The following is a 26756-nucleotide window of genomic DNA, read 5'->3' as shown; positions in this document are numbered from 1 at the left end:
TTACCCTTCCCGTTCGGCCTCGAGCGCGGCCAGGATGCGCGGCGGCGACATCGGGATGTGGGTCATGCGCACGCCCACCGCGTTCGACACCGCATTGGCGATCGCCGCCAGCGGCGGCACGATCGAGGTCTCGCCGACGCCGCGCACCCCGTAGGGGTGGTTGGGGTTGGGGATTTCCAGGATCTGCGTGTCGATCATCGGCAGGTCGGAGCAGACCGGGATGCGGTAGTCGAGGAAGCCAGGGTTCTGCAGCCGCCCGTCCTTGCCGTAGATATACTCCTCGTTGAGCGCCCAGCCGATGCCTTGCGCGGCGCCGCCCTGGTACTGGCCCTCGACATAGGTCGGGTGCACCGCCTTGCCGGCGTCCTGCACCACCGTGTAGCGCAGCACCCTGGTCGCGCCGGTCTCGGGGTCGACCTCGATGTCGCAGATATGGGTGGCGAAGGAGACGCCCGCGCCGTCGGCGACGAGCTCGCTGTGGCCGGCGATCGGCCCGCCGGTCTTGCCGGACTGCGCCGCGATCTCCTTCAGCGACAGTTTTCCGAGATTGCCGTGCTTCTCGCCCTTGGCGACCGCATGGCCCTTTTCCCAGGCGACGTCGTCAACCGAGATGTCCCACATCTGCGCCGCCCGCTCGCGCAGCACCTTGATCGCGTTGCGGGCGGCCGAGATCGTAGCCATCGAGGAGGAGAAGGTGCCGCGGCTGCCGTCGGTCATGTCGTTGTAGCCGAGGGAAGACGTGTCGGCGACGATCGCCTTGACCTGGGAATAGTCGATGCCGAGCTCCTCCGCCGCCACCAACGACAGCGACGCGCGCGAACCGCCGACGTCTACCGTGCCGACGGCGAGCGAGACCGAGCCGTCCATGCCGATGTTGAGATCCGTGCAGGTCTGGCCGCCGAAATTGAACCAGAAGCCGCAGGCCATGCCGCGCCCCTGGTTCGTGCCCAGCGGCGCCTTCATGTGCGGATGGTTCTTCACCGCTTCCAGCGTCGGGCCGATGCCGATCGGGCCGTAGACCGGGCCGTAGGAGGCGCGCGTGCCTTCCTGCGCGGCGTTCTTGATGCGGAAATCGACCGGGTCGATGCCGATTTCCTTGGCCAGCTCGTCGACAGCGCTTTCCACCGCGAAGGCCGCCATCGGCGCCGAGGGCGCGCGATAGGCCGCGGTCTTCGGCCGGTTGACCAGCACCTCGTAGCCGACGGTCTTGACGTTCTCGAGCTTGTAGCAGGCGAACGCCGTCATGGCGCCGATCTCGGCCCACATGCCGGCGTAAGGGCCGCAGCTATAGCGCAGCGTCGCTTCGGCGGCGGTGATCGTGCCGTCCTTTTTGGCGCCGATCTTGACGTCGATCGAGGTGGCGCTGGTCGGGCCCGACGCGCGAAAGACCTCGTCGCGGGTCATCACCAGCTTCACCGGGCGGCCGGCCTTGCGCGACAGAGCCAGCGCCACCGGCTCGGCCCAGACATGGGTCTTGCCGCCGAAACCGCCGCCGATCTCGGAGGAGGTGACGCGCAGCTTCGAGGCTTCCATGCCGAGCAGCTGGGCGCAGTGCTGGCGGTAGACGAAATGGCCTTGCGTGCACACCCACAGTTCCGCCGTGCCGTCGGCATTCACGCTCGCCACGCAGGCATGCGGCTCGATATAGCCCTGGTGCGTCTGCTCGGTCTTATAGGAGCGCTCTACGATCATGTCGGCCTTGGCGAAACCTTCATGGACATCGCCATGGCCGTACTGCGTGCGCTTGGTGACGTTGGAGGGTTTTACCGGCTTTTCCTCGAGGCCTTCGGTGAAGATGGCGTCGTTGATGAGCGGGGCGTGGTGCTTCATCGCCTCGTCGACATCGGTCACATGCGGCAGCACCTCATAATCGACCTCGATCAGCTTCAGCGCCTGCCTGGCGGTGCGGGCGTCGATGGCGGCGACCGCGGCCACCGCGTGGCCGTCATAGAGCGCCTTTGTGCGCGCCATCGAGTTGTCGAGAATGTCGTACATGGCGGCATCGCCATCGGTCAGGTCGGGCAGGTCGGCCGCGGTGATCACCGCCTTCACGCCGGCGAGCTTTTCTGCCTTCGAGGTGTCGATCTTCCTGATGACGGCGTGGGCATGCGGGCTGCGCAGGATCCGGCCGACCAGCTGCCCGGCCATGTTGAAGTCGGCGCCGTAGCGGGCGCGTCCCGTCACCTTGTCGACGCCGTCGGGGCGGATGGGGCGCGTGCCGACGGAAGAGAAACTGCGTCCCGAGTAGCGCGGATCGAAATTCATCTCAGGCTCCCTTCATCACGTTTGCTGCGTCCTGGACGGCGCGCACGATCTTGTCATAGCCGGTGCAGCGGCAGAGATTGCCGGCCAGCCCAAAGCGGATTTCCTCCTCGGTCGGGGAGGGGTTTTTCGCCAGAAGGTCCTTGGCCGCGATCAGGAAACCCGGCGTGCAGATGCCGCATTGCAATGCCGCATGCTCCAAAAATTTCTGCTGCAGTGGATGCAGCTGGTCGCCATGCGCCATGCCCTCGATGGTCTCGACCTGCCGCCCTTCGGCCTCGGCGCCCAGCACCAGGCAGGAGCACACCAGCCGGTTGTCGAGGATGATGCTGCAGGCGCCGCAGTCGCCGGTGCCGCAGCCTTCCTTGGCGCCGGTCAGGCCGAGCCGGTCGCGCAGCACGTCCAGCAGCGTCTCGTCCGGCTGGCAGAGATACTCGACGTGATCGCCGTTGATTGTCGTTGAAACCGCTACACCAGCCATGATTTGCCTCCTGCACGTTCATAAGCGATTGCTGCGACACGCCTCGCCAGCACACCCGCGACTTTCCGTCTGAATTCGATGGTGCCGCGCTTGTCGTCGATGGGACGGCAGGCGCCGGCGCAGATTTTTGCCAGCCGCTCGAGTGTGCCTTCATCCAGCTTCGAGCCGATGAGCACCTGCGCGGCCTCCTCGACCAGCAGCACCGTCGGCGCGGCGGCGCCCAGCGCCACGCGGGCGGCTTTGACGCGACCTTGGTCGTCGAGCGTCAGGTTCACGCCGGCGCTCACCACCGCGATGTCCATCTCGGTGCGCGGTATGAAGCGCTGATAGGCATCGCCCGAGTTCGGCGCGCGCTTGTCGAGCAGGATCGCCTCGATGATCTCGCCCTTGGCGAGCGACGTCCTGCCCGGCCCGGTCGGCACTGCCTCCACCGCGATGGTGCGCTTGCCGCTCGGCCCGGCAACCACGGCCTTGGCGCAGGCCGCGACCAGCGCCGGCACGCTGTCGGCGGCGGGCGAGGCGTTGCAGAGATTGCCTGTTATGGTGCAGCGTCCCTGCACCTGCTTCGAGCCGATCAGCTTGGCCGCCTCGACGACGCCCGGCCACGCCTTCTTCAGCGCCGCGTTCTCGCCCAGCACTGCGCAAGGCACCGCGGCGCCTATCCTGAAACCTTCGGCCGTTTCCGTGATCTCGCTCAAGCCGGCGATCGCCTTGATGTCGACGATCAACTCGGGCTCGACAAAGCCGCCCTTCATCCTCACCAGGAGGTCGCTGCCCCCGGCAAGGATTGCGGCCGGGCCGGCCGCGCCGGCCAGCAGGCCCACGGCATCTTCCATTGATTGCGGACGTATGTAGCGCATCGTCTCCCCTTGGCGGTCATGATCAGATCGACCGTTATAAAGACTCTCTTCATAATGGCCATCCGCTTCCTGCATTGCACCACTTAAGTCAGGCGCATTGCCCTAATTCCTACCCCTAAATTTTCTAAGCCTAGCCGCTAGAACTACTCGTTTGCGCCCGGCCGGCCAAGCCTCCACCATGCCTCCAATCAATCCGGACATTTGATCCGGCAATGTGGAGGCTGCAATGACCGCTCTTGCCCGCAGGTCCTGGGTTCCCGCCCATTGCGAGGATTTTATCCAGGCGCTGGCGAAGACCACAAGCGGGCAGGGGAGCGAGGCCGTGCTCGCGGCGATCGAAGGCGGCATCGCGCTCAACCGGCAAATCCACGAGGCCGACTGCGTCAACCTCAATCCGGCCACCAATGTGATGAACCCGAGAGCCGAAGCGGCGCTCGCTTCCGGGCTCGGCTCGCGCCCGTCGCTCGGCTATCCGGGCGACAAATACGAGATGGGGCTGGAGGGTGTCGAGCGCATCGAGGTCATCGCGGCCGAGCTCGCGGCGGAAGTCTTTGGCGCGAAATATGCCGAGATCCGCGTGCCTTCGGGCGCAATCGCCAATCTCTACGCCTTCATGGTCGCGGCGCGGCCGGGCGATAAAATCATCGCGCCGCCGCCGGCGATCGGCGGCCATGTCACGCACCATATGGCGGGCTGCGCCGGCCTCTACGGGCTGGAGATCCATCCCGCGCCCGTCGATGCAGACGGCTACACGGTCGATGTCGAGAAGCAGCGCGCGCTCGCCCGCGCGCTCAAGCCGAAGATGATCACCATCGGCAGCAGCCTCAACCTTCTGCCGCATCCTATCCGCGAGATCAGGGCGATCGCCGACGAGGTCGGCGCGCTGGTGCTTTTCGACGCCGCGCACCTTTGCGGCATGATCGCCGGCCATGCCTGGCAGCAGCCGCTGGAGGAGGGCGCCCATCTGATGACGATGAGCACCTACAAGAGTCTCGGCGGCCCGCCTTCGGGCCTGATCGTCACCAATGATGCGGCGATTGCCGAAAAGCTGGACCGCATCGCCTTTCCCGGCATGACCGCGAATTTCGACGCCGCGAAGTCCGCCGCTCTGGCCATCACCATGCTCGACTGGAAGGAGCACGGCCGCGCCTATGCCGCCGCCATGGCAGACACCGCCAAGGCGCTGGCGAGGGAACTCGCGGAACGCGGCCTGCCGGTGTTCTCGACCGCGAAAGGCCACACCACCTCGCACCAGTTCGCCATTGAGGCCGCCGAATTCGGCGGTGGGCAAGCGGCGGCGAAGCGGCTGCGGCGCGCCAACATCCTCGCCTGCGGCATCGGTCTGCCGGTCGAAGCGGTCGAAGGCGACATGAACGGCCTGCGCTTCGGCACGCCGGAGATCGTGCGCTGGGGCATGACCGAGAAGGACATGCCTGAGCTCGCCGCCCTCATCGCCAGGGCGCTGCGCGGCAACGACGCGGCGGAGGAGATCGCGAAGGATGTCAGCGAATTCCGGCGCCGGTTCACCAAGCTTCACTTCGTGAACTGAGGGCCTGAACCCGCGGGCAGGGAGCCCGCATCTCAACAAATAAGGGGCCGCGGGCGAGAAGCCCGCCTTCTTAAACAAAGGGGAAAGACCATGCGCATGATTCTGCGATTGATGACTGCTGCCCTGATGACAGCCGCCGCCTTCGGCGCCGCCAAGGCGGATATCGTGCTCGGCGTCGCCGGCCCGATGTCGGGGCCGAACGCCGCCTATGGCGAGCAATACCGCGTCGGCGTCGAGACGGCGGTGGCGCGCATCAACGCCAATGGCGGCGTGCTCGGCCAAAAACTTTCCGTCTCGGTCGGCGACGATGTCTCCGACCCTAAGCAGGGCGTGTCGGTCGCCAACAAATTCGTCGCCGACGGCGTGCACTATGTCGTCGGCCACTACAATTCCGGCGTCACCATTCCGGCCTCGGAAGTCTATGCCGAAAACGGCATCCTCTTCGTCACGCCCACGGCCACCAACCCGATGGTCACCGAGCGCGGCCTGTGGGACGCCTTCCGCGCCTGCGGTCGCGACGACCAGCAAGGCATCATCGCCGCGAAATTCGTGCTCGAGCAATTCAAGGACAAGAAAGTCGCGATCGTCGACGACAAGTCGACGGCGGGCAAGGGCCTCGCCGACGAGATGGCCAAGGCCTACAATTCCGGCGGCGGCAAGGAAGTGCTGCACGAGGAGATCAACCCCGGCGAGAAGGACTACGCAGCGCTCGTCGCCAAGATCAAGGAATCGGGCGCCGATCTTGTCTACTATGGCGGCCAGCACACCGAGGCGGGGTTGATCGTGCGCCAGATGCACGACCAGGGCGTCAGGACCATCCTGATGGGCGGCGACGGCATCTCGAACAGCGAGTTCGGCGCCATCGGCGGCGACGGCGCGGCCGGCACGCTGATGACGTCCTTTCCCGATCCCGCGACCTTTCCCGAGGCCAAGGACGCCGTCGCCGACCTGAAGGCGAAGAACGTGCCGACCGAAGCCGTCACGCTCTACGCCTATGCCGCCACCCAGGTCCTCGTCGAGGCGATCGCCAAGGCCGGGAACGACGATCCGAAAGCGGCATCCGACTTTCTCCATTCCGGCGCCGGCATTTCGACGGTGCTCGGCACCATCTCCTATGACGAGAAGGGGGATATCAAGCAGCCGGGCTTCGTCGTATTTGAGTGGCGGAAGGTCGACGGCAAGCTGACCCCGGTGGCCCTCAAATAGGAACTGCGCGCCGGCGGCTCCGGTCTCCCGCGCCTGATGGGAAGCCGCGATGGCCGTCAATCCGCCTCGACCCCGCATGCCGCCGCTCAACGCCTTGCGGGCCTTCGAGGCGGCGGCCCGGCAGGAAAGCTTCGCCAAGGCGGCGGACGAGCTAGGCGTCACGCCCGCCGCCGTCTCGCACCAGGTCAAGGCGCTGGAGGCCTGGCTCGGCTCGCCGCTCTTCGTGCGCCACGCGCAGGGCCTGCACCTCACCGAGGCTGGGCGCTCGGCGCTGCCGGCCTTTTCCACCGCCTTCGACGCTCTGGGGCTCGCCGTCCAGGAACTGCGCATCTCGGCGCCCCGGCCGCAGGTCAGCGTCGCGGCATTGCCTTCGATCGCGCAGCTGTGGCTCGCGCCGCGCCTGCCGGCGCTGCGCGCCGCGCATCCCGCGCTTCGCCCGTCCATCCATGCGCTGGAAGAGCCGCCGGATTTCCGCCGCGAGCCTTTTGATCTCGCCATCTTTCTGACCAGGCCGGTCCCCGCCGGCAGCCGCGCCTTCAAGCTTTCGGACGATTTCATCTTCCCGGTTTGCGCGCCGGCGCTGGCGCGGCAGTTGAAGACGCCGGCCGATCTTGCCGCGCAGCTTCTGCTCTGGGACACGACCTGGACCGGCGACTGGAGCCTTTGGTTCACGGCCGCCGGCGTGAAGGGCCCGTCGATCGAGGCGGGATCCGAGTTCTCGCTCTACAGCATGGCGCTGCAGGCGGCGGTCGACGGCGCCGGCGTGCTGATGGGGCACGAGGCGCTGGTGTCGCGCGCCTTGGCCGCCGGCTCGCTGGTGTCGCCGTTCCCCGAATTGCGCGTGCCGACCGGCCTCGCTCTCTCGATCCTGGCGCCGGACCGTCCACCCGCGCCCGCCGTAGCGATGAGAGACTGGCTTCTGGCGCAGGAAGGGGCGGCCCCGATTCCTGGCCCAGAAGAGGGAGCTTCAATTCGGTGATCAGCACCAGTCAAACCGGCAGCGACGATCTGATCCGCCGCGCGGTGGCCGCCTTCAATTCCGGCGATCACAGTCAGGCGATGGATCTGTGCGAGCATGGCCTGAGGCAGCACCCGGGCGATCCGGCGCTTTGCCATCTGCTGGCGGCTGTATTGTTCGCCAAGTCAGACTTGCCGGGGGCTCGGGCGCGCATCGAGGCGAGCCTCGCCGCCCGTCCGGACAATGTGCCAGCCTTGATCCTGGCATGCAGGATTGCGCGGGCCGAAGGGCGGTTCGAGGCAGCGTTGCAGTTCCTGGATCGCGCCGCAAGGCGATCGTCCCAAGCGGAAATCCTCGTCGAGCGGGCACGCACCCTCGATCAGGCAGGCGATGCCGCGGCAGCCGGCGTATCCTGGACACTTGTCCTGCAAAGGGATCCGGAATCCGTCGAGGCAATGGCACGCCTCGGACGCCTGGCGTGGCAACGCGGCGCGCCTGCCGAGGCGGAGGGCTTCCTCGAACGCGCCGTCGCCGGTGGCGGGCATCCGGCTCAATGGTTCGACCTCGGGCTGGTGCGTCAGGACATGCGCAAGTTCGACGCCGCCGCCGAGGCCTATCGACGTGTGCTGGAGATGAGCCCGGACGCTCCGGAGGCCGCGGTCAATCTCGGCGTCGTCCTGCAGGAAACCGGCGACCTCGATGGGGCGATGGCGGCCTATTCAAAAGCCTATTGTCTGAGCCCATCCACCTTCGGTGTCATCGCCATGGCGCTCACCTCGGCGCCAAGCGGCCGGCTCTGGCTCGACGAGGAAGCGCTGCGTCGCTCACTCGCCGGGGGAGCGCCCGCGCCTGGCGCGAAACCTCTTGCGGTAGACGCCTGGCGTTGACAGGACATCGGCGATCGTCTGCGCATAGGAGGCCTGCCGCTTTTCGTCGAGCACTTCGTATTCCAGCTGCGGCGCGGCCCGCGGAACCGCGAAACATTGCGCGACCGGAGTTCCTTTGCCGAGCACACCGGAGAATTCGGGGTCCTTCCAGACCGCCGGGAAATTGATGCCGCCATCGCTGAACCGGTCCGAATCCACCAGGCCCGTTACCAGCCTGAAGGGAAGATCCTCGCGATTGACCGGGTGCGTCGCAAACAGCGACCAGCCATCCTCGACCTCAATGGTCCAGAAGCTGTTGAATTTGAGCGCGGCCTGGCCAGGTTTGGCGAACGGGCTGCCGGCCAGCTGCCCCGGTGTGTGGAAGCTCAGCGGCGCCCGGGGGTGGTTCCCGGTGACGGGGTCGGGGATATTCCAGTCCCAGGAAAACCTTCCCTTGTCGACGAGGACGTCGCACGGCAGCAGGACCATGAAGCCATAGGTCATCGCGTCGACCACCGGCGGGCACTGCTTCAGGGTACGAATGTCTCGGCCGTGGATCGCCGAATAGGCGGTGGCGGGCATTGCGCGCAGCCAATCCGGCAGGGTGCCGCGCGCCAGGACCGGGCGCGGCAAATGCTCGACCAGCATCGGATCACATCGGAAAATGACACGCATCGCCGCCTCCCGGCTTTGCGATACCATGCCTGGCGTCAACGCTCCAAGTGGCGGCCAGTCAGTCTTTGTCGTCCCATCCGCGCTCGCACCAGCGTCGCGGCTGCGTGGCCGGCGGCTGTGATGTAGTCGGGATTGTGATGGATCAACATGCTGGAAAAGGCGCCGTCCATCAGAAGCACGATCTCGCGCGCCAGCATCTTCGGCTCGCGCACGCCATGGCTTGAAAGCTCGCCCGCCAGCCATTTCTCGAAGTTGCTCTTATGGCGCGAGCCTGCCTTCACTGCCGGATGTCCAGGCATCGCGGCGAGTTCGGCGGCCGTGCGCAGGAAGCCGCAGCCCTTCCATTTGACATGCCGCGCCACGCGCGCCAGGTGGGTGAAGATCGCTGTGACCTTCTTGTCCGCGCCGCCTTCCGCAGCCTCGAACCAGCCGGCCATCTGCTTGAGGTTCGGCTGGTCGCGGCTGTCGAGATAGGCCGTGATCAGCTCGTCCTTGCTCTTGAAGTGGTAGTAGAGCGTGCGCTTGGTCAGCCCCGCTTTCTCCGCCACCGCATCGACGCTGACGCGGCCGATGCCTTCGGCATAAAACAGCTTTGCCGCCGCGTCGACGAGGCGCTTTCTGGTGGGACTGGCCTTTGCGCTCATCCGCAAAGTATACCGACTAGTGAATATACAAACAAGCTGAAAGCTGATCCTTTGCGGCCGTCCCACGGAGCAATTCCAGGAAAAGTGTGTAGCGGTTTTCCGTCCGGAATTGCGCAAAAAACAAACAGTTAAAGGAATAGACGATGACCGAGCTTGTGCTTTGCGAAATCCGCGACCGTGTCGCGGTGCTGACGCTCAATCGCCCCGAAAAACTCAATGCCCTGAATTACGCTTTGATCGACCGCCTGCTCGCGATCCTCGACAACGCCGAGACCGACGATGCGGTCCGCGCCGTGATCCTCACCGGGGCAGGGGAGCGCGCCTTCTCGGCCGGCGGCGACATCCACGAATTCTCGGCGAGCGTCGCCGAAGGCGCGGATGCGGCGCTGCGCGACTTCGTCATGCGCGGCCAACATCTGACAGCGCGGCTGGAATCCTATCGCAAGCCGGTCGTCGCCGCCGTCAACGGACTTGCCTTCGGCGGCGGCTGCGAGATCACCGAGGCGGTGCCGCTGGCGATCGCCAGCGACCGGGCCCTGTTCGCCAAGCCGGAGATCAAGCTCGCCATGCCGCCGACCTTCGGCGGCACGCAGCGCCTGCCGCGGCTTGCCGGACGCAAGCGCGCGCTGGAACTGCTGTTGACGGGCGAGGCCTTTTCGCCCGCGCGGGCGCTGGAGCTCGGCCTCGTCAACCGGGTCGTGCCGCATGAAGAGCTGATGCCGGCGGCCTTCGATCTCGCAAGCCGCATCATCGGCCATTCGCAAGCGGCGGTGGCCAGCATCCTCACCGCCGTGGCACGCGGCATCAACTTGAGTATCGCCGAGGGCCTGCTGGTCGAGGCCGAGCAGTTCGCCCGCATGGCCCCGACCGCCGATCTCCGCGAGGGGCTCGGCGCCTGGATCGAGCGGCGCCAGCCCGTCTACAATGGCACATGGACGCACGTAACCCGGCCGAGCGAAGCAAGACACATATCGCTTCGGCTCGACCGGGCGGCGGGTCAGGGCGAAACCTCGAGATGACCCTTCATGTTGGGGTGGAAGCGGCAGAAATAGTCGACCGCTCCCGCTTCCTTGAGCGTGATCCTGCCCTTCGATTTCGGCAGGATCATCGCCTCCCAGCCGCCCTTCACCGTGGCGGTGTGGGCGAAGACGTCCTTGTTCACCCACTCGATCGTATCGCCGACCTTGGCCTGAACGCTCGCCGGCGAGAAGACCAGCTTGTCGATCGTCACCTCGATCGTGGCGGCGAGCGCCGGCCCGGCCGAGAACGCCAATGCCAGCGCGACCGGAAGCGAAAGCAGGCTCGCCCTCATTTCAACATGCCGGCGACATGCTCGGCATGCTGCTCGTGCCCCTGGAAGATCTTGAGCCCGGTCTCGAGCAGGCTCTTCAGCTCGGCATTGCTGGCCGAGGGGATGAGCAGAGTTTCGAGCGCGCTGTCGACCTGTTTGTGATAGGCCACCTCGTTCTCGATATAGGCCTTGTCGAAGGCCGCCCCTTTCAGCTTCTCCAGCTTGGCGCGCTCCTCCTTCGCCGCCTTGGTCAGCGCCTGGCTGGTGGCGTTGTCTTCTGGTTTCACTTTCAGCTTCTTCACCAGGTCGAGCGCTTGGCTGTTCACCGCCCCGTGGTCGCGCTCCATGTCCTTGGCGAAGTCGACGACTTCCTTGGTCTTGGACTTCTTGATCGCCAGCTTGGCCGCCTCGATGTCGAGCGTGCCGGCCGTATAGGCGATATGGGCGATCTGCGGGTCGGTGGGCTTCTCGGCCGCCTCGGCCAGCGGAGCGGCGCTTACAAGCAGGAATGCGGCGAGTGTGGCGGTCGGTCGGATAAACATGGCATCTCCTTCGCCCGGCGTGTGACGCCGGGCTCTCGTTTTCGGTTGACGCTGATTGGATGCGGAGAGGGGCGAAACGTTCCCGGCGTTTTTTGCTTCGTCATTCTGGGGCGAGGACACCTACGCCGAGTTCCGTCACACCCCCCTCTGTCCTGCCGGACATCTCCCCCGCAAGGGGGAGATTGGCAGCTTCGTCGGCGGCGCTCTTCCTTCAGCGTTGGTGATTGGCGAAAGCGGCGCTGACATCCAATCTCCCCCCTTGCGGGGGAGATGGCCGGCAGGCCAGAGGGGGGTGCTGTCCCGCGGCGTGTCGGGCGTTAAGGCCGGTGCGACCACCTCAAACGTCGAACCCCAGCCTCTTCATCACCGCCACTGTCAGCCTTTCGCAGCGCCGGCCGGCGAAAGGAAAGGCGTCGAGCAACACCGGGCCGATCTCGTGGTCCAGCGCCTTGCGCACCAGGCTGCGCGCCCGGTGCAGTCTCGTTTTGACCGTTTCCGGCCTGATGCCGAGCAGGTCGGCGGTCTCCTCTATGCTCAAGCCTTCGATGACGCGGGCGACGAACACGCTGCGATAGACATCGGGAAGGCTGTCGGTCGCCCGTTCGACGAGCCTGAGGATCTGCCGCTGCGCCATCGTCCGCTCCGGATCGTCGCCTGGATTCCAGTCGTTTGGGTTCAAAGGAAACCGGATGATCTGCGCCTCCGGGTTGTCGGGCATCGCCACGATGCGCTTTCGCTCTCGCAGCCGGCCGAGCGCCTCGTTGATGACGATGCGCGACAGCCAGGTGGCCAAGGAGGCGTCGCCGCGAAAGGCGTCGAGGCTGGCGAAGGCGCGCATATAGGCTTCCTGCACCACATCCTCGGCCTCGGCGTCGTTGCGCACCACGCCGCGCGCAATGCGGTAGAGCCGCTGGTTGTACGTTTTGATGATCAAGCGGAAGGCATCCGCTTCCCGTGCCAGCGCCCGGCGCACCAGCGCCATGTCGCCGGTCTCCGCCGCCGAAATTGCTGCGGCCTGCATTGCGGACTTTCTCATCGCGCCCCGATCTCCCGGACAGGCGTTGCATTCAGCAATTGGATGCGCCTGCCGGCAAAAGGTTCCCGAGCTTTTCGGGCGCTATGCTACAGCTTTCAGCGGCGGCCTGTCTGCAGTCTGCACGCGCGCCGCGGCGGCCAGCAGGTCGGTCTGGGTGATGAGGCCGAGAATATGCCGCCCCGCGTCGACGATCACGACGGCGTGGCTGCGTCCGTCGGTCAGCACCGGCAGCAGGCTCATCGCCGGCGTGTCGGGGGAGGCGGTGCCGGCCTTCGACATCACGCCCTTCACCGCGTCGGTCGCTCCCGTCAGCTCGCGCAGGCCGACAGCGCCGACCAGCCTTGCCTCGGCGTCGACCACCGGCAAGGTACGGATGTTGTGGTCGAGAAGCTGCTTTCGCGCCTCGTCGGCGCTGGCATTCTCCGGCGCCGAGATCACGTCGTGGGACATGATGTCCCGGCAGAGCAGCGTGCGCTGCGAGCGCACCATCGCCTGCAGCTCGACCTGACGCAGCAGCCTTTCGATGTCGTCGCGGTCGATGTCGAAAGTCTCGTCGAGCGCTGCAAGGGCCGCATCGACATCTTCGGGCCGGAAGCCGACGCGCGTCGTGGGCGGCCGGTCGGCCGTGCCGTGGTTGTTGGCCACGGGCACATGCACATGCGGGTAGTTGCGCCGCGACAGCTTGTGGAACAGGAAGCCGAGCGTCACCAGTATGATCGAGTTCAGCGCCACCGGCACGAAGGGGAACAGGAAGCCGGCAGCGGCCACGGCCGGCCCGCCGAGCACGCCTGTAAGCGCGGCAGCACCTCCCGGCGGATGCAGCGAGCGTGTGAACGACATGGCGGCAATGGCCAGCGCCACCGCGAGGCCCGACGCGATCACCGGGTTGTGCACGAAATGCGCCACGGTCACGCCGACCAGCGCCGAAATGGTATTGCCGCCGATGATCGACCAGGGCTGCGCCAGCGGGCTCGACGGCACGGCAAAGAGCAGCACCGCGGACGCGCCCATCGGCGCCACCAGCATCGCCACATGCGGTCCGCTACCCATGGCGAGCCCGCTGATCACGCCGGTCAGCGCGATGCCGATGGTCGCGCCGATGCAGGCAAGCAGTCGTTCGCGGAGCGTCGCGCCGGCAAGGATCGGAACGAAGAGGCGGAACGCCATGGCAGGCCCTTGGGATCAAATGGCTGGAATTTGCGCTGCTCGCAATGCCGCCGAAGCCACGGATTTGGAAGCTAAACCAATCCGCATATTCGCGGCCGGGAAGAATATTATTGCGCGAGGCGACGCGTGTGCCACACCGCCAGCGGCCTCGGCTTTCTCAATCGCGCCAAGGCGTTAGGAATGTTTGCGGAATCGGCTTGGCAGGCGGATCAGCCCGCTTCGGCCGCCGCGGCAAGCCCGCGCGAAATGTCGGCTTTGAGGTCATCGACGTCCTCGAGCCCGATCTGCAGACGGATGAGCGGGCCGGCATAGGAGCCCTTGGCGACGGTGCGGTCGCCGAGGAAGACCGGCACGGCGAGGCTCTCATAGCCGCCCCAGGAATAGCCGAGGCCGAAGATGGTCAGCGCATCGAGGAAGGCGTGCTGCTGTTTTTGCCCGCCGCCCTTGAGTACGATCGAGAAAATGCCGCTCGAGCCGCAGAAGTCGCGCTTCCACAGCGCGTGGTCCGGGTGGCTTTCCAGCGCCGGATGCAGCACTTGCGCCACGCCCGGCTGCTCCTCCAGCCAGCGCGCGATGTCGAGCGCGCTCTTCCGGTGATGTTCGAGCCTGACCCCCATCGTGCGCAGGCCGCGCAGCACCTGGTAGACGTCGTCCGGTCCGGAACAGCATCCCAGCGTGCAGAAGCCATCATAAAGCTGCTTCCAGCAGGCCTCGTTGGCCGACACCGTGCCGAGCAGCACGTCCGAGTGGCCGGCCGGGTATTTGGTTGCTGCATGGATCGAGATGTCGACGCCATGGTCGAGCGGCTTGAAATAGAGCGGCGTCGCCCAGGTGTTGTCCATCATGACGATGGCGCCTGCCGCATGCGCCGCCTTTACGATCGCCGGGATGTCCTGGATCTCATAGGTGTTCGATCCCGGCGATTCGCCGAACACCACCTTGGTGTTGGGCTTGATCAACTGGGCAATGCCGGCGCCGATGCGCGGATCGTAATATTCGATCTCGACGCCGAGGCGCTTCAGCATGGTGTCGGCGAAATTCCGCGTCGGGTGATAGATCGAATCGACGATCAGCAGATGGTCGCCGGCCGAAACGAAAGTGAGCAGGGGGATTGTCACCGCCGCGAGGCCGGATGGCACCGCGATCGTGCCGGCCGATCCCTCCAGCGCGTCGACGGCGAGCGTGAGCGCATCCATAGTCGGCGTGCCGCGCGTGCCATAGGTGTATTTCTGGTTGCGCGAGGCCATCGCGGCGGCGTCTGGATAAAGCACGGTCGAGGCATGCACGACCGGCGGATTGACGAAGCCGAAATAGTCGCGCGGGTTGTTGCCGGAATGGGCAAGCCGCGTGTTGATGCCGATCTTGCTGCCGTCTGTCGCCATAGTTCGTTGCCTGTCGCAGTGTGTCAGAAGCCCAGCCATAGAGCGGCGGAACTGGCCGCGCAACCACCCCGAGCCCGCCAAGCGACGATGTTTGGATGGGCCAAACAAAAGATCGTCGGCTCATCGTCTGCGCCCGCTGCGCGCTTCCGGCCGGGCATCTGCTGAAGGGGCAAGCGCGCCGTCCGCCGCCATGAATCATGCCAGTCCTTCCACCGCCTGCGACAGTAGTAACGGGCAGGAATTCTCGTAACGTTCAAAATTTCCCGGGGGCCTGATTTGCCGGTTCCGGATGCAACTCTTGACCAATTCGCGGGCGCTTTTGGCTGCAATTCGGGCATTTGCGGCAATCGGTTTTCAAACCCGTCGCAATTCGGTCATTTCCCTTGACCTCACAGGAATAATCGCCTTCGATGCGTTTCGTGAATGGGAGGCAGTGCATCGGCAATGATGCGGGTCCGGAGTGGGCCGAAGTGGGAGCTGCATTCACGTATGAAAAAAAGATCAGGGCTGCCTGGGAAGCATGGGCGCCTGTAGCAGAAAAGGGTCTGTGGGTCATGAAACACATTGCATTCGGCATTCTTGGCGCCGCCGCGCTCGGGTTTACGGCATCGGCAGCTTCGGCCGGCACGCTGGATACCGTGAAGCAGAAGGGCTTCATCCAGTGTGGCGTCTCAACCGGCCTCGCCGGCTTCTCGGCGCCGGACGACAAGGGGGAATGGCAGGGCATCGATGCCGACTTCTGCCGCGCCGTCGCGGCCGCCGTCTTCGGCGACGGCACCAAGGTCAAGTTCACCCCGCTCAGCGCCAAGGAACGCTTCACCGCGCTGCAGTCTGGCGAGGTCGACATCCTGTCGCGCAACACCACCTGGACGATCAACCGCGACACCGCGCTTGGCCTGAACTTCGTCGGCACCACCTACTATGACGGCCAGGGCTTTATGATCAACGCCAAGAAGCTGCCGGGCGTGAATTCGGCGCTGCAGCTTTCGGGTGCAGCCGTCTGCGTGCAGACCGGCACCACGACCGAGCTCAACCTTGCCGACTATTTCAAGTCGAACAAGATGGAGTACAATCCCGTCGTGTTCGAGAAGCTGGAAGAGGTCAACGCCGCCTATGACGCCGGCCGCTGCGACGTTTACACCACCGACCAGTCGGGCCTCTACGGCATCCGCCTGACGCTGGGCTCGCCGGCCGACCATGTCGTGCTGCCCGAGATCATCTCCAAGGAGCCGCTCGGACCGGCCGTGCGCCAGGGCGACGACCAGTGGTACCACATCGTCAAGTGGACCTATTTCGCGCTGCTCGACGCCGAGGAGCTCGGCATCACCAAGGCCAATGTCGATGAGATGAAGAACTCGGACAACCCCGAGATCAAGCGCGTGCTCGGCATGGAAGCCGACACCAAGATCGGCACCGATCTCGGCGTCTCCAACGACTGGGTCGTCAACATCGTCAAGGCCGTGGGCAACTACGGCGAAATGTTCGAGCGCAATGTCGGCTCCGGCAGCCCGCTCAAGATCGCGCGCGGCATCAACGCGCTGTGGACCAAGGGCGGCCTGCAATACGCTCCGCCGATCCGCTGATCGAAATGTGATCCGGGGGGCAGGTAGTCTGCCTCCCGGTTTCTCTTTTCAGGGGATGGTCGCATGGCTTCGCAGGAAATCCTTCGCGGGGAGCCGAGTCGCGGCTCCTTCATCAATGACCCGAAAATACGCAGTCTCTTCTTTCAGACGCTGGTCGTCGTCCTTCTGTTCGGCTCGATCTGGTGGATCGTCAACAACGTCATCGACAATCTGCAGCGCCTGCATATCGCTTCCGGCTTCCAGTTCCTGAGGGGCAGGGCGGGTTTCGACATCTCGGACACGCCGATCGCCTACACATCCGATTCGACCTACGGCCGCGCCCTGGTGGTCGGTCTGCTCAACACGTTGATCGTCGCCGTGGCCGGCATCATCACCGCGACCATCATCGGCTTCATCGTCGGCATCGGCCGCCTGTCGCAGAACTGGCTGATCCGCAAGATCTGCACCGTCTATGTCGAGATCTTCCGCAACATCCCGCCGCTGCTGGTCATCTTCTTCTGGTATTCCGGCGTGCTGGCCGTGCTGCCGGCGCCGCGTGAGAGCATCCATCTGCCCTTCGGCTCTTTCCTCAACCAGCGCGGCTTCTATTTCCCGCGCGCCCTCTGGGGCGAGGGCTCCTGGCTGATGATCGTCGCCTTCGTCGTGGCGCTCGCCATGGCCTGGTTCGTCGCCCACAGGGCGCGCCAGCGGCAGATGGCGACCGGCCAGCGGTTTCCGGTGTTCTGGACGTCGGTCGCGCTGATCGTCGGCCTGCCGGTGCTCGCCTTCCTGCTCAGCGGAATGCCGCTTACCTTCGATTTCCCGAAGCAGTCGACCTTCAACCTGACCGGCGGCTTCCAGGTCAAACCGGAATTCCTGTCGCTCTACATGGCGCTCTCCTGCTACACCGCCGCCTTCATCGCCGAGATCGTGCGCGCTGGCATCAGAGGTGTCAGCAAGGGCCAGACAGAAGCAGCTGGCGCCCTTGGTTTGCGCTCCGGGCCAATCCTGCGACTGGTCGTGGTGCCGCAGGCGCTGCGCATCGTCATCCCGCCGCTGACCAGCCAGTATCTCAACCTGACCAAGAACTCGTCTCTGGCGATCGCAATCGGTTATCCGGACCTCACAGCCACGGCCGGCACGGTGCTCAACCAGACAGGGCAGGCCGTCGAGGGCGTGCTGATCATGATGATTGCCTATCTGGTGCTGAGCCTCGTGACCTCGGCGGTCATGAACGTCGTCAACGCCAGAATGGCGCTGGTGGAGAGGTAGGGCCATGCAGGAACACGACATGTCCTGGGTGCGCACCGAGATGGCGCTGGCCGAGCCGGCGCCGCTCGGCGAGCGCGGCGCCATCGCCTGGGTGCGCAAGAATCTCGTCGGCTCGGTCGGCGACACCATCCTCACCATCATCGGCATCGCCATCGTCGCCTGGGTTCTGCCGCAGGTCATCAACTGGGCTTTCATCAACGCCCAGTGGATCGGGCCGAACCGCACCGTCTGCGCGACCGTCTCGCAAGGCGGCGTCCAGCCGGATGGCTGGAGCGGTGCCTGCTGGGCCTTCGTCAACGCCAAGCTCGGGCAGTTCATCTTCGGCATCTATCCGATCGAGGAGCGTTGGCGGCCGACCCTCGTCGCGGTGCTGCTGGTGGTGCTTTTGGTGCCCATGCTGATCCCGCGCGTGCCGCGCAAAGGGCTGAACGCCATCCTGCTCTTCCTGGTGCTGCCGGTCGTCTCCTTCTTTCTCCTGTCCGGCGGCGTGTTCGGGCTGCCTCTTGTCGAGACCTCGCGCTGGGGCGGCCTCCTGGTCACGCTCAGCCTTTCCTTCGTCGGCATTGTCGTGTCGCTGCCGCTCGGCACCGTGCTGGCGCTCGGCCGCCGATCGAAAATGCCCATCGTCAGGCTCTTGTGCGTCATCTTCATCGAGTTCGTGCGCGGCATTCCGCTGATCACGGTGCTGTTCTTCGCCAGCGTCATGCTGCCGCTGTTCCTCCCCGCGGGCGTCACCTTCGACAAGTTCCTGCGGGCGCTGATCGGCGTATCGCTGTTTGCCGCCGCCTATATGGCGGAAGTGGTGCGCGGCGGCCTGCAGGCGATCCCGAAAGGCCAGTATGAGGGCGCCGATTCGCTCGGTCTCGGCTATTGGCAGAAGATGGGCCTGATCGTGCTGCCGCAGGCGCTGAAGCTGGTCATCCCCGCCATCGTCAACACCTTCATCGGCATGTTCAAGGACACCAGCCTGGTGCTCATCATCTCGATCTTCGACCTGCTGGGCGTGGTCAAGCAGAACCTGTCCGACGCCAACTGGGCGACGTCGCAGACCGCCAAATCCGGTCTTGTCTTCGCCGCCTTCGTATTCTGGCTGTTCTGCTTCGGCATGTCGCGCTATTCAATGTACACCGAACGCCGGCTCGACACCGGTTACAAACGCTGATGCATGTCGCCCAAAAGTGTGTAGCGGTTTTGGGATAACGACATGCATCAAATGCAACGATAAAGGGGAATCGGCCATGGCCACCGAAAACGCCGTCAGCGCGGAAGACATCAAGGTTGATGCCAAGAAGATGCACATCTCGACCACCGATGTCGCCATCGACATCATCGGCATGCACAAATGGTATGGCGAGTTCCATGTGCTCAAGGACATCAACCTCAAGGTGATGCGCGGCGAGCGCATCGTCATCTGCGGTCCGTCCGGCTCCGGCAAGTCGACGATGATCCGCTGCATCAACCGGCTGGAAGAGCACCAGAAGGGCAAGATCATCGTCGACGGCAAGGAACTCACCAACGATCTTAAGAAGATCGACGAGGTGCGCCGCGAGGTCGGCATGGTGTTCCAGCACTTCAACCTCTTCCCGCACCTCACCATCCTGGAGAACTGCACGCTGGCGCCGATCTGGGTGCGCAAGACGCCGAAGAAGCAGGCCGAGGAAATCGCCATGCATTTCCTGAAGCGCGTCAAGATCCCCGAGCAGGCCAACAAATATCCGGGCCAGCTCTCCGGCGGCCAGCAGCAGCGCGTGGCGATCGCCCGCTCGCTCTGCATGAACCCGCGCATCATGCTGTTCGACGAGCCGACCTCGGCGCTCGACCCGGAAATGATCAAGGAAGTGCTGGAAACCATGGTGGGCCTGGCCGAGGAGGGCATGACCATGCTCTGCGTCACCCACGAGATGGGTTTTGCCCGCAAGGTCGCCAACCGGGTGATCTTCATGGATCAGGGCCAGATCGTCGAGCAGAACACGCCGGCCGAGTTCTTCGACCATCCGCGCCATGAGCGCACGAAACTGTTCCTGTCGCAGATCCTGCACTGAGCGATCCGGCAGCGATTTCGGAAAAGCCCGGCCGCTAGGGTCGGGCCTTTTTGTGTCGGTAGAATTGGCAGCGCCTCATTCCTTCGCGCCCCCCTCTGGCCTGCCGGCCATCTCCCCCACGAGGGGGAGATTGGCAGTTGCGTCGCCTCGCTTCGCCTTGCAGCGCTGGTGATTGGCGAAAGCCGGCGTGACGTCTGATCTCCCCCCTTGTGGGGGAGATGGCCGGCAGGCCAGAGGGGGGCGCTGTCCCGCCAGCATATCTAGTTTCTGGTTGGCTTTTAAAAGCTTCTCAGCGCCTCACCACCTTCCACGGCTCCCAACCGTAAAGCCAGTCCAGATCCGCCGCGAGCTTATCCGCCGGCCGGGTCGCGAGCACCAGGTTGCGGGCGATCGCGACCGGTCCCCAGGCGTGCCAGGCAAGGCGGTTGAGCGCGCCGCGCCTGAGCACCTTCTCGATGCGCGGCCGTCTAAGATTCTCCCAGATGGCGAGGCTCTGCCATGGATCAGCCGGGAAATCTCCAACCAGGTCGGCGAGCATCGCTGCATCTTCGATCGCCATCGCCGCGCCCTGCGCCGCGAATGGCGTCATGGCATGCGCCGCGTCGCCGATCAGCGCGACACCTTCCGGCATCGTCCAACGCCTTTGCTCGACGGTGTGGATCGGAAACGCCGTCCATGGCCCGGCGAGCGCGGCAAGTCTTGCCAGCGCCGCCGACGTGCCGCGCATGGCGTTGGCAAGAATGGCAGGGTCGGCGTGGCCCGACCAGCCTTCCGCGATGCGCTCGCCCCTGGTGAAGGCCGCCAGGTTGAAGGCGCTGCCCTTGCTCACTGGATAGGCGACCATGTGGAAGCCCGGATGCAGAAAGGTGGTGACGCAGTCGGTCGCGCCGATCGCCGCGAAGGCCTGGCCGGCGGCGCTGTCTGCCGCCACCGTGGCGCGCCAGGCGAGCTCGCCGGAAAAGCGGCTTTTCCTGAAGGCGGGCTCCTTGCCGGCAAGTCGCGATCGAACCGACGACCAGACGCCGTCGGCGCCCACCAAAAGGCCGCCGGCCGCCTCCATGCTGCCGCCATCCCTTTGCGCCCTGACGACGATATTTTGCGGCGCGACGGCGATGTCCGTCACCCGCGCTCCGGTGATGAGTCGGATCTCGGGCCGCTCCGCAACTTTGGCCGTCAGCGCCGCCTGCAAATCGGCGCGGTGCGCCACGAGATAGGGCGCCCCCCATCGCTCTTCGCCCGCCTGGCCCAGCGGCACCCGCGCCAGCTCGCGCAAGCTGGCGGCGTCCTTCAGCACCACTGCTTCGGGCCTGATCGCGCTTAGCCGCAAGCTGTCGAGCACGCCGAGTTGGCGCAGGACGCGGGTCGCGTTGGGGGAAAGCTGGATGCCGGCGCCTGCCGCTTCGAGCTGGCCGGCCTGCTCCAGCATCGTGACGGCATAACCGCGCCCGGCAAAGGCAAGCGCTGCCGTCAACCCGGCGATGCCGGCCCCGGCGATGACGGCCTGCCGGGACCGTGCGTCAGTCATGATCTAGCAGTCATCCACGACCGGGAAGAATCAGGCGGCCTGGTCGATATAGAGGCAGCCAGCAGGTTCCGTTTCTGTCGCCTTCAGCTTCGGCGAATAGCGATAGAGGGTCGAGCAATAGGGGCAGACCTTCTCATTGTCGTCACCCATGTCGAGGAAGACATGCGGATGGTCGAAAGGCGGGTTGGCGCCGGTGCACATGAATTCCTTGACGCCGATGTCGATTGCCGGATGGCCCGCATCGTTCTGGAAATGGGGAATGGAACCGCCTGCCATCGTCGTCTCCTTCAGTTCGGCCCGTTTGCATCTGGATCATAACCGGTCAGTTTGCAAGATCGATGAAATGAAACTGTCGCAAAAGACTGGCAGAGGATAAGTTGAGCCGGTTAAGCGCATGACCCTGGGGATCGGAGCGATTCCGTGACCGATCATGCGTCACAGAAGCGTGTTAGAGCGTCGATCACGCGTCCGGCGGTGTATGGCGCTAAAAAGGGCGATTGCGGGCAAGAGCAGGAAACATGACCGAACTGAAGCCGGTGCAGAGCGAGTTCATCAGCGTCGAGGCGGCGAGCCCCGACGGCGGCAATCCCGACCGTTTCGTCAACCGCGAGTTCTCCTGGCTGCAGTTCAACCGCCGTGTGCTTGAGGAATCGCTGAACGGGCACCATCCGCTGCTCGAGCGCGTCCGCTTCCTGTCGATCTCGGCCGCCAATCTCGACGAGTTCTTCATGGTCCGCGTCGCCGGCCTTGCCGGCCAGGTGCGCGAGGGTATCGCGCTGAAGAGCCCGGACGGCCGCACGCCCGAGCAGCAGCTCGAGCAATTGCTGCGCGAGGTCGAGCGCCTGCAGGAAGACCAGCAGAAGAGCCTGTCGACCCTGATGGAGCTGCTCAACAAGGAAGGCATCGAGAGCATTACCCGCGACGCGCTGACGAAGGATGAGAGGGCTTGGCTGGAAGAGCATTTCCAGGACCAGGTGTTTCCGGTGCTGACGCCACTCTCGATCGACCCGGCGCACCCGTTTCCGTTCATCCCCAATCTCGGCTTCTCGATGGCGCTGCAACTGCGCCATCGCAAGAATGGCGAGGAGATGAGCGCGCTGCTGCGCCTGCCGGTGGCGCTGCGGCGGTTCATCCGTCTGCCCGACCGCAAGCACCATGTGCGCTTCATCCCGCTGGAGGAGGCGGTCGGCCTCTATATCGGCAAGCTTTTCCCTGGCTATGAGGTCAAGGGTTCGGGCACGTTCCGCATCATCCGCGACAGCGATATCGAGGTCGAGGAAGAGTCGGAAGATCTCGTGCGACTGTTCGAGACGGCGCTGAAGCGCCGCCGCCGCGGGTCGGTGATCCGTATCGAATTCGACACACTGATGCCGGCCGAGTTGCGCGACTTCGTCGCCGGCGAACTCGGCGTCACGTCAAGCCGCATCAGCGTCTTGACCGGCCCGCTGGCGCTCAACCAGATCTCCGAGATCGTCGCCATCCCGCGCGACGACCTCAAATTCACGCCCTACAATCCGCGTTTCCCCGAGCGCATCCGCGAGCATGGCGGCGACTGCCTGGCCGCCATCCGCGAGAAGGACATCATCGTCCACCACCCCTATGAATCCTTCGACGTGGTGGTGCAGTTCCTGCGCCAGGCGGCGGCCGATCCGGAAGTCGTCGCCATCAAGCAGACGCTCTACCGCACCTCGAACGACAGCCCGATCGTGCGTGCATTGATCGACGCGGCCGAAGCCGGCAAGTCGGTCACCGCACTTGTCGAGCTCAAGGCGCGCTTCGACGAAGAGGCCAACATCCGCTGGGCGCGCGACCTCGAGCGCGCCGGCGTCCAGGTCGTGTTCGGCTTCCTGGAATTGAAGACGCACGCCAAGATGTCGCTCATCGTGCGCCGCGAGGATGGCAGGCTGCGCAACTACGTCCATCTCGGCACCGGCAACTACCATCCCGTCACCGCGCGCATCTACACCGACCTGTCCTTCTTCACCACCGACCCGACGATCGCCCGCGACGTCGCGCAGATCTTCAACTTCATCACCGGCTATGCCGAGCCTGCCGAGGAAATGCGCCTTGCCGTGTCGCCCTTCACGCTGCGCAACCGCATCCTGAGACACATCTCCGATGAGATCGCCCATGCGCGCGAGGGCCGGCCGGCCCGCATCTGGATGAAGATGAACGCGCTGGTCGACCCGATCGTCATCGACGCGCTCTATGACGCCAGCCGCGCCGGCGTCGAGGTCGACCTCGTCGTGCGCGGCATCTGCTGCCTGAGACCCCAGGTGCCTGGCCTTTCCGAGAATATCAGGGTGAAGTCGATCGTCGGCCGCTTCCTCGAGCACAGCCGCATCTTCTGCTTCGGCAACGGCCACGGCCTGCCGTCCGACGAGGCGATCGTCTACATCTCCTCGGCCGACATGATGCCGCGCAATCTCGACCGCCGCGTCGAGACCCTGGTGCCGATCACCAATCCAACTGTGCATGAACAGGTGCTTGGCCAGATCATGCTGGGCAACGTCATGGACAACCAGCAAAGTTTCGACGTATTGGCTGATGGCACCTCCCGGCGGGTCGTGCTGGAGGAGGGCGAGGAACCGTTCAACGCGCAGGAATATTTCATGACCAATCCGAGCCTTTCCGGACGGGGTGACGCGCTGAAATCGCATGCGCCCAGGCGTATCGCCCAGTTCAAGCGCCGCAAGAAGAACGGCGCCGCGTGATTTCAATTTCCCAGGGCCGGCTCCAGGACCGGCGGCCGCTGTCGATCATTGACATCGGATCGAACTCGATCCGTCTCGTCGTCTATGAAGGGCTGGCGCGCTCGCCGACGCTTTTGTTCAACGAAAAGATGCTGGCCGGCCTCGGCCGCGGCATCGTTTCGACGGGCAAGCTCGATCCCGAGGCGGTGACGCGCTCGATGGAGGAGTTCCGCCGTTTCCGCGCGCTTTCGGACCAGGCCGGCGCCGAGCACATGTATGTGCTGGCGACCGCGGCGGCGCGCGAGGCGGTCAATGGCCCGGATTTCATCCACCGCGCCGAGGATGTGCTGAAGACCGAGATCCGCGTGCTCTCCGGCCGGCAGGAGGCGCATTATTCCGCGCTCGGCGTCATCTCCGGCTTCTATCCGGCCAACGGCATCGCCGGTGACCTTGGCGGCGGCAGCCTGGAGCTCGTCGACATCAATGGCGAGTCGATCGGCGACGGCATCACGCTGCCGCTCGGCGGCCTGCGCCTGCAGGATATGGCGAAGAACTCGCTGGTCCAGGCACAGAAGATCGCCCGCCAGGAATTGGCGCGGGCGAAGCTTTTGAAGGGCGGGCAGGGCAGGGTCTTCTACGCTGTCGGCGGCACCTGGCGAAACCTTGCCCGGCTGCACATGGAGATGAACAACTACCCACTCGGCGTCATGCATCATTACGAGATCGGCGCCGACAGCGCCCAGAGTTTCCTCAGGCAGGTGGCCAAGGGCGAGGTCGAGAAGGTCCGGGGCATCGAGGGCGTCTCCAAGAACCGCCGTTCGCTGCTGCCCTACGGCGCCGTCGTGCTGCAGGAGATCATGGCGGCCATGCAGCCCTCGAAGATCGTCGTCTCGGCGCAGGGCGTGCGCGAAGGCTTCCTCTATTCGCTGCTCGACGCGGCCGAGCAGAAAGCCGATCCGCTGATCTCGGCCGCCGAAGAGCTGGCGCTTTTGCGCTCGCGCTCGGTCCACCACGCGCACGACCTCGTCGAATGGACCGGCAAGGCCTTCCAGGCCTTCGGCATCGACGAGACGGCGGACGAAGCACGCTACCGCCACGCTGCCTGCCTGCTCGCCGATATCGGCTGGCGCGCGCACCCCGAATATCGCGGCAGGCAGTCGCTCAACATCATCGCGCATGCCTCCTTCATCGGCGTCGACCATCCCGGTCGCGCCTATCTGGCCTTGGCCAGCGCCTACCGGCATGACGGTATCTTCAACGATGGCATCGCGCCTGAGATCAAGACGCTGGCGCCGCCGCGCGTGCTCGAGCGTGCGCGTGCGCTCGCGGCGATGATGCGGGTCGTCTATCTGCTGACGGCGGCGATGCCGGGCGTGATGCCGCGGCTCAAATGGGAAAGCCGCGGCAATGGCGCGCTGGCGCTGGTGCTGCCGGCGTCGCTCGCCGACCTCTATGGCGAACGCCCCGCCGGGCGGCTGGCGCAATTGGCGCGCATCACCAACCGCCGCCTGGTGCTGGCGGTCGAGGGCGGGCCGAGTGTGTCGGTAAAATAGGGCGTCTCTGTCAAATAAGGTTCGGTGAAACAGGTGGCTCAGGTCACCTCGGCGCCGATGCCGATGCTCCGCCCGTCCGCCGACCATGTGCCTGCGCCGGCCATGGCAAGCGCCAGGAAGCCGCCGGCAATGGCGATGTCCTTCATCAGCATCTGCTGGTGCATGAAGGCTAAAGTCGCATCGTCAGCGCCCTGGCCGTAATGGCCGATGAAGCCGGCGGCGATCGAGAAGGCGGCAAGCAGCAGCGCTGCGATCCGTGTCTGGAAGCCGACGAGGATCAGCAATCCGGCGATCAGCTCGAACAGGCCGGTGCCCCAGGCTGCAAGAGTCGGCAGCGGCAGGCCGAGGCCGGCGAAATAGCTGGTCGTGCCGGCGATGTTGGTGAGCGCCTGGAACCCGGAGGGCACGAACAACGCGGCGAGCAGCAGCCGCGAGACGAGAAGCAATGCGTTGCGGGGCATTGGTCACCTCCCTTGCCGGCATCATGCCGGCTGCCGGCGCAGTCTACGCCTACAACCGGAAAACGAAAAAGCGGCGCGGAAAATTCCGCGCCGCTTCGGTTCGGTTGGGAGGAACGTTTCAGTCTGGGCGGAAAAGATCAGCCGCGCTTGGCGTCGATCGAATAGACGCCGGCGCCCGAGGAAGCGAGCAGGATGAAGCCGCCGGTGATGGCGAGGTTCTTGAGGAACTGGATCATCTGCATCTGGTCGGCCCAGCCGGTGTGAGCGACCAGCCCGGTGGCGATCGTGAAGATCGCGAGCACCCAGGCGGCGATCCGCGTCTGGAAGCCGACGAGAATGGCAAGGCCGCCGAGCAGCTCGATCAGGCCGACGACAACGGCCGTTACGGTCGGCAGCGGCAGGCCGAGCGCGCCGAAGTATCCAGCGGTGCCGGAAATGGCGGTGAGCTTGCCGAAACCGGAAAGCAGGAAGATGACGGAAAGCAGGATGCGGCCGAGCAGGATAGTAGTGGAGCTGTTGGACGCAGTGCCGGCGGCAGCGGCGGAAGTGTTGATGGACATGGCGAGTCTCCGAATGGGGTTTGAATGCCCAGTCAGATAGAGGACGAAGACTGTTCACCAAAGCCGCTTATGCGACGACACATTGTTCACAGATTATATGTTTCCGTGATCGGGCGGCCGGCGCGAATTCGTTTCGCCTGACTTGGCTGCGGGAGCAAATTCTCCCACT

The 26756-nt window shown here is 65.1% G+C and carries 25 protein-coding genes; 11 read left to right on the top strand and 14 right to left on the bottom strand.

Annotation, left to right across the window (positions count from 1 at the left end; translation table 11 throughout):
* From AC4FWB_RS23830 to AC4FWB_RS23820, 3 genes are read right to left on the bottom strand one after another with little or no spacing between them, the layout of a single operon-like run.
* On the bottom strand, positions 1-2265 hold the full coding sequence (locus AC4FWB_RS23830) for a xanthine dehydrogenase family protein molybdopterin-binding subunit (protein ID WP_491028681.1): 2265 nt from the start codon (positions 2263-2265) through the stop codon (positions 1-3).
* A gap of 1 nt (position 2266) precedes the next feature.
* Entirely contained in the window at positions 2267-2743 is a 477-nt protein-coding gene (locus AC4FWB_RS23825) for a (2Fe-2S)-binding protein (RefSeq protein WP_491028680.1), read from the bottom strand.
* A complete protein-coding gene (locus AC4FWB_RS23820; protein WP_491028679.1) occupies positions 2731-3603 on the bottom strand; it encodes an FAD binding domain-containing protein in 873 nt (290 codons plus the stop codon). Before AC4FWB_RS23820 ends, AC4FWB_RS23825 begins: the two co-directional genes overlap by 13 nt.
* A gap of 226 nt (positions 3604-3829) precedes the next feature.
* On the opposite strand from AC4FWB_RS23820, the gene glyA reads away from it, so the two are divergent.
* From glyA to AC4FWB_RS23800, 4 genes are all read left to right on the top strand, one after another.
* Positions 3830-5152: a serine hydroxymethyltransferase gene (gene glyA, locus AC4FWB_RS23815; RefSeq protein WP_491028678.1), complete on the top strand. Its 1323-nt coding sequence runs from the start codon at positions 3830-3832 to the stop codon at positions 5150-5152.
* Positions 5153-5242: 90 nt separating this feature from the next.
* On the top strand, positions 5243-6358 hold the full coding sequence (locus AC4FWB_RS23810; RefSeq protein ID WP_491028677.1) for a branched-chain amino acid ABC transporter substrate-binding protein: 1116 nt from the start codon (positions 5243-5245) through the stop codon (positions 6356-6358).
* Positions 6359-6407: 49 nt separating this feature from the next.
* Positions 6408-7337: a LysR substrate-binding domain-containing protein gene (locus tag AC4FWB_RS23805; RefSeq protein WP_491028676.1), complete on the top strand. Its 930-nt coding sequence runs from the start codon at positions 6408-6410 to the stop codon at positions 7335-7337.
* Positions 7334-8203 carry a tetratricopeptide repeat protein gene (locus AC4FWB_RS23800; protein ID WP_491028675.1) on the top strand — a complete coding sequence of 290 codons (870 nt, stop codon included), beginning with the start codon at positions 7334-7336 and terminating at the stop codon, positions 8201-8203. Before AC4FWB_RS23805 ends, AC4FWB_RS23800 begins: the two co-directional genes overlap by 4 nt.
* On the opposite strand, the gene AC4FWB_RS23795 is transcribed toward AC4FWB_RS23800, so the two are convergent.
* Positions 8141-8830 (bottom strand): hypothetical protein, encoded by a 690-nt coding sequence (locus tag AC4FWB_RS23795; RefSeq protein WP_491028674.1) that lies wholly within the window; start codon positions 8828-8830, stop codon positions 8141-8143. The two genes, AC4FWB_RS23800 and AC4FWB_RS23795, sit on opposite strands and share 63 nt — an antisense overlap.
* 62 nt (positions 8831-8892) lie before the next feature.
* Entirely contained in the window at positions 8893-9501 is a 609-nt protein-coding gene (locus tag AC4FWB_RS23790) for a TetR/AcrR family transcriptional regulator (RefSeq protein WP_491028673.1), read from the bottom strand.
* 143 nt (positions 9502-9644) lie between these two features.
* On the opposite strand from AC4FWB_RS23790, the gene AC4FWB_RS23785 reads away from it, so the two are divergent.
* Entirely contained in the window at positions 9645-10520 is an 876-nt protein-coding gene (locus tag AC4FWB_RS23785) for a crotonase/enoyl-CoA hydratase family protein (RefSeq protein WP_491028672.1), read from the top strand.
* Here AC4FWB_RS23785 and AC4FWB_RS23780 read toward each other — a convergent pair.
* The 5 genes from AC4FWB_RS23780 to AC4FWB_RS23760 form a co-directional block, all read right to left on the bottom strand.
* Positions 10499-10813: a cupredoxin domain-containing protein gene (locus tag AC4FWB_RS23780; RefSeq protein WP_491028671.1), complete on the bottom strand. Its 315-nt coding sequence runs from the start codon at positions 10811-10813 to the stop codon at positions 10499-10501. The two genes, AC4FWB_RS23785 and AC4FWB_RS23780, sit on opposite strands and share 22 nt — an antisense overlap.
* Entirely contained in the window at positions 10810-11334 is a 525-nt protein-coding gene (locus tag AC4FWB_RS23775; protein ID WP_491028670.1) for a DUF4142 domain-containing protein, read from the bottom strand. Before AC4FWB_RS23775 ends, AC4FWB_RS23780 begins: the two co-directional genes overlap by 4 nt.
* Positions 11335-11671: 337 nt before the next feature.
* The gene (locus tag AC4FWB_RS23770) at positions 11672-12370 is read right to left on the bottom strand and encodes an RNA polymerase sigma factor (RefSeq protein WP_491028669.1); all 699 of its coding nucleotides are present in this window, start codon (positions 12368-12370) and stop codon (positions 11672-11674) included.
* 81 nt (positions 12371-12451) lie between these two features.
* Positions 12452-13537 carry an HPP family protein gene (locus AC4FWB_RS23765; RefSeq protein WP_491028668.1) on the bottom strand — a complete coding sequence of 362 codons (1086 nt, stop codon included), beginning with the start codon at positions 13535-13537 and terminating at the stop codon, positions 12452-12454.
* A gap of 209 nt (positions 13538-13746) precedes the next feature.
* On the bottom strand, positions 13747-14919 hold the full coding sequence (locus AC4FWB_RS23760; RefSeq protein ID WP_491028667.1) for a cystathionine beta-lyase: 1173 nt from the start codon (positions 14917-14919) through the stop codon (positions 13747-13749).
* 554 nt (positions 14920-15473) lie between these two features.
* Between AC4FWB_RS23760 and AC4FWB_RS23755 the strand changes: the two genes are divergently transcribed.
* The 4 genes from AC4FWB_RS23755 (at position 15474) to AC4FWB_RS23740 (ending at position 19795) form a co-directional block, all read left to right on the top strand.
* The gene (locus AC4FWB_RS23755; RefSeq protein WP_491028666.1) at positions 15474-16502 is read left to right on the top strand and encodes an amino acid ABC transporter substrate-binding protein; all 1029 of its coding nucleotides are present in this window, start codon (positions 15474-15476) and stop codon (positions 16500-16502) included.
* A gap of 63 nt (positions 16503-16565) precedes the next feature.
* Positions 16566-17753, top strand: a complete 1188-nt coding sequence (locus AC4FWB_RS23750) for an amino acid ABC transporter permease (RefSeq protein WP_491028665.1) — start codon at positions 16566-16568, stop codon at positions 17751-17753.
* A 4-nt stretch (positions 17754-17757) separates the two neighbouring features.
* The gene (locus tag AC4FWB_RS23745) at positions 17758-18915 is read left to right on the top strand and encodes an amino acid ABC transporter permease (RefSeq protein ID WP_491028664.1); all 1158 of its coding nucleotides are present in this window, start codon (positions 17758-17760) and stop codon (positions 18913-18915) included.
* 76 nt (positions 18916-18991) lie between these two features.
* Complete coding sequence (locus AC4FWB_RS23740) at positions 18992-19795, top strand: amino acid ABC transporter ATP-binding protein (RefSeq protein WP_059186423.1); 804 nt, start codon at positions 18992-18994, stop codon at positions 19793-19795.
* A gap of 289 nt (positions 19796-20084) precedes the next feature.
* Here AC4FWB_RS23740 and AC4FWB_RS23735 read toward each other — a convergent pair whose 3' ends face one another.
* Both AC4FWB_RS23735 and AC4FWB_RS23730 read right to left on the bottom strand, forming a co-directional pair.
* A complete protein-coding gene (locus tag AC4FWB_RS23735) occupies positions 20085-21320 on the bottom strand; it encodes an FAD-dependent monooxygenase (protein WP_491028663.1) in 1236 nt (411 codons plus the stop codon).
* A 30-nt stretch (positions 21321-21350) separates the two neighbouring features.
* On the bottom strand, positions 21351-21596 hold the full coding sequence (locus tag AC4FWB_RS23730) for a zinc-finger domain-containing protein (RefSeq protein WP_292431577.1): 246 nt from the start codon (positions 21594-21596) through the stop codon (positions 21351-21353).
* 242 nt (positions 21597-21838) lie between these two features.
* Here AC4FWB_RS23730 and AC4FWB_RS23725 point away from each other — a divergent pair, with 242 nt between their 5' ends.
* Together AC4FWB_RS23725 and ppx are read left to right on the top strand one after the other, a co-directional pair.
* A complete protein-coding gene (locus AC4FWB_RS23725; protein ID WP_491028662.1) occupies positions 21839-24034 on the top strand; it encodes an RNA degradosome polyphosphate kinase in 2196 nt (731 codons plus the stop codon).
* Positions 24031-25566 (top strand): exopolyphosphatase, encoded by a 1536-nt coding sequence (gene ppx, locus AC4FWB_RS23720; RefSeq protein WP_491028661.1) that lies wholly within the window; start codon positions 24031-24033, stop codon positions 25564-25566. Before AC4FWB_RS23725 ends, ppx begins: the two co-directional genes overlap by 4 nt.
* A gap of 38 nt (positions 25567-25604) precedes the next feature.
* Here ppx and AC4FWB_RS23715 read toward each other — a convergent pair whose 3' ends face one another.
* Together AC4FWB_RS23715 and AC4FWB_RS23710 are read right to left on the bottom strand one after the other, a co-directional pair.
* Complete coding sequence (locus AC4FWB_RS23715; protein ID WP_491028660.1) at positions 25605-26027, bottom strand: DoxX family protein; 423 nt, start codon at positions 26025-26027, stop codon at positions 25605-25607.
* Positions 26028-26164: 137 nt separating this feature from the next.
* Positions 26165-26587: a DoxX family protein gene (locus AC4FWB_RS23710; protein WP_491028659.1), complete on the bottom strand. Its 423-nt coding sequence runs from the start codon at positions 26585-26587 to the stop codon at positions 26165-26167.
* Between the last annotated feature and the right edge of the window lie 169 nt (positions 26588-26756).

The sequence above is a fragment of the Mesorhizobium sp. LEGMi-168a genome (genome assembly GCF_058312955.1).
The sequence above is the reverse complement of the archived record's forward strand: the minus strand, read 5'-3'. Positions and strand labels throughout refer to the sequence as shown.

Bases quoted from the DNA above. Each gene is read 5' to 3' on its own strand.
- AC4FWB_RS23805 (WP_491028676.1), top strand. From the start codon at position 6,408: ATGGCCGTCAATCCGCCTCGACCCCGCATGCCGCCGCTCAACGCCTTG.
- AC4FWB_RS23770 (WP_491028669.1), bottom strand. From the start codon at position 12,370: ATGAGAAAGTCCGCAATGCAGGCCGCAGCAATTTCGGCGGCGGAGACC.
- AC4FWB_RS23710 (WP_491028659.1), bottom strand. From the start codon at position 26,587: ATGTCCATCAACACTTCCGCCGCTGCCGCCGGCACTGCGTCCAACAGC.
- AC4FWB_RS23820 (WP_491028679.1), bottom strand. From the start codon at position 3,603: ATGCGCTACATACGTCCGCAATCAATGGAAGATGCCGTGGGCCTGCTG.
- AC4FWB_RS23830 (WP_491028681.1), bottom strand. From the start codon at position 2,265: ATGAATTTCGATCCGCGCTACTCGGGACGCAGTTTCTCTTCCGTCGGC.
- AC4FWB_RS23790 (WP_491028673.1), bottom strand. From the start codon at position 9,501: ATGAGCGCAAAGGCCAGTCCCACCAGAAAGCGCCTCGTCGACGCGGCG.
- AC4FWB_RS23780 (WP_491028671.1), bottom strand. From the start codon at position 10,813: ATGAGGGCGAGCCTGCTTTCGCTTCCGGTCGCGCTGGCATTGGCGTTC.
- AC4FWB_RS23825 (WP_491028680.1), bottom strand. From the start codon at position 2,743: ATGGCTGGTGTAGCGGTTTCAACGACAATCAACGGCGATCACGTCGAG.
- AC4FWB_RS23735 (WP_491028663.1), bottom strand. From the start codon at position 21,320: ATGACTGACGCACGGTCCCGGCAGGCCGTCATCGCCGGGGCCGGCATC.
- AC4FWB_RS23765 (WP_491028668.1), bottom strand. From the start codon at position 13,537: ATGGCGTTCCGCCTCTTCGTTCCGATCCTTGCCGGCGCGACGCTCCGC.
- AC4FWB_RS23715 (WP_491028660.1), bottom strand. From the start codon at position 26,027: ATGCCCCGCAACGCATTGCTTCTCGTCTCGCGGCTGCTGCTCGCCGCG.
- AC4FWB_RS23745 (WP_491028664.1), top strand. From the start codon at position 17,758: ATGCAGGAACACGACATGTCCTGGGTGCGCACCGAGATGGCGCTGGCC.
- AC4FWB_RS23810 (WP_491028677.1), top strand. From the start codon at position 5,243: ATGCGCATGATTCTGCGATTGATGACTGCTGCCCTGATGACAGCCGCC.
- AC4FWB_RS23755 (WP_491028666.1), top strand. From the start codon at position 15,474: ATGAAACACATTGCATTCGGCATTCTTGGCGCCGCCGCGCTCGGGTTT.
- AC4FWB_RS23760 (WP_491028667.1), bottom strand. From the start codon at position 14,919: ATGGCGACAGACGGCAGCAAGATCGGCATCAACACGCGGCTTGCCCAT.
- AC4FWB_RS23750 (WP_491028665.1), top strand. From the start codon at position 16,566: ATGGCTTCGCAGGAAATCCTTCGCGGGGAGCCGAGTCGCGGCTCCTTC.
- AC4FWB_RS23785 (WP_491028672.1), top strand. From the start codon at position 9,645: ATGACCGAGCTTGTGCTTTGCGAAATCCGCGACCGTGTCGCGGTGCTG.
- AC4FWB_RS23775 (WP_491028670.1), bottom strand. From the start codon at position 11,334: ATGTTTATCCGACCGACCGCCACACTCGCCGCATTCCTGCTTGTAAGC.
- AC4FWB_RS23795 (WP_491028674.1), bottom strand. From the start codon at position 8,830: ATGCTGGTCGAGCATTTGCCGCGCCCGGTCCTGGCGCGCGGCACCCTG.
- AC4FWB_RS23730 (WP_292431577.1), bottom strand. From the start codon at position 21,596: ATGGCAGGCGGTTCCATTCCCCATTTCCAGAACGATGCGGGCCATCCG.
- AC4FWB_RS23740 (WP_059186423.1), top strand. From the start codon at position 18,992: ATGGCCACCGAAAACGCCGTCAGCGCGGAAGACATCAAGGTTGATGCC.
- AC4FWB_RS23725 (WP_491028662.1), top strand. From the start codon at position 21,839: ATGACCGAACTGAAGCCGGTGCAGAGCGAGTTCATCAGCGTCGAGGCG.
- glyA (WP_491028678.1), top strand. From the start codon at position 3,830: ATGACCGCTCTTGCCCGCAGGTCCTGGGTTCCCGCCCATTGCGAGGAT.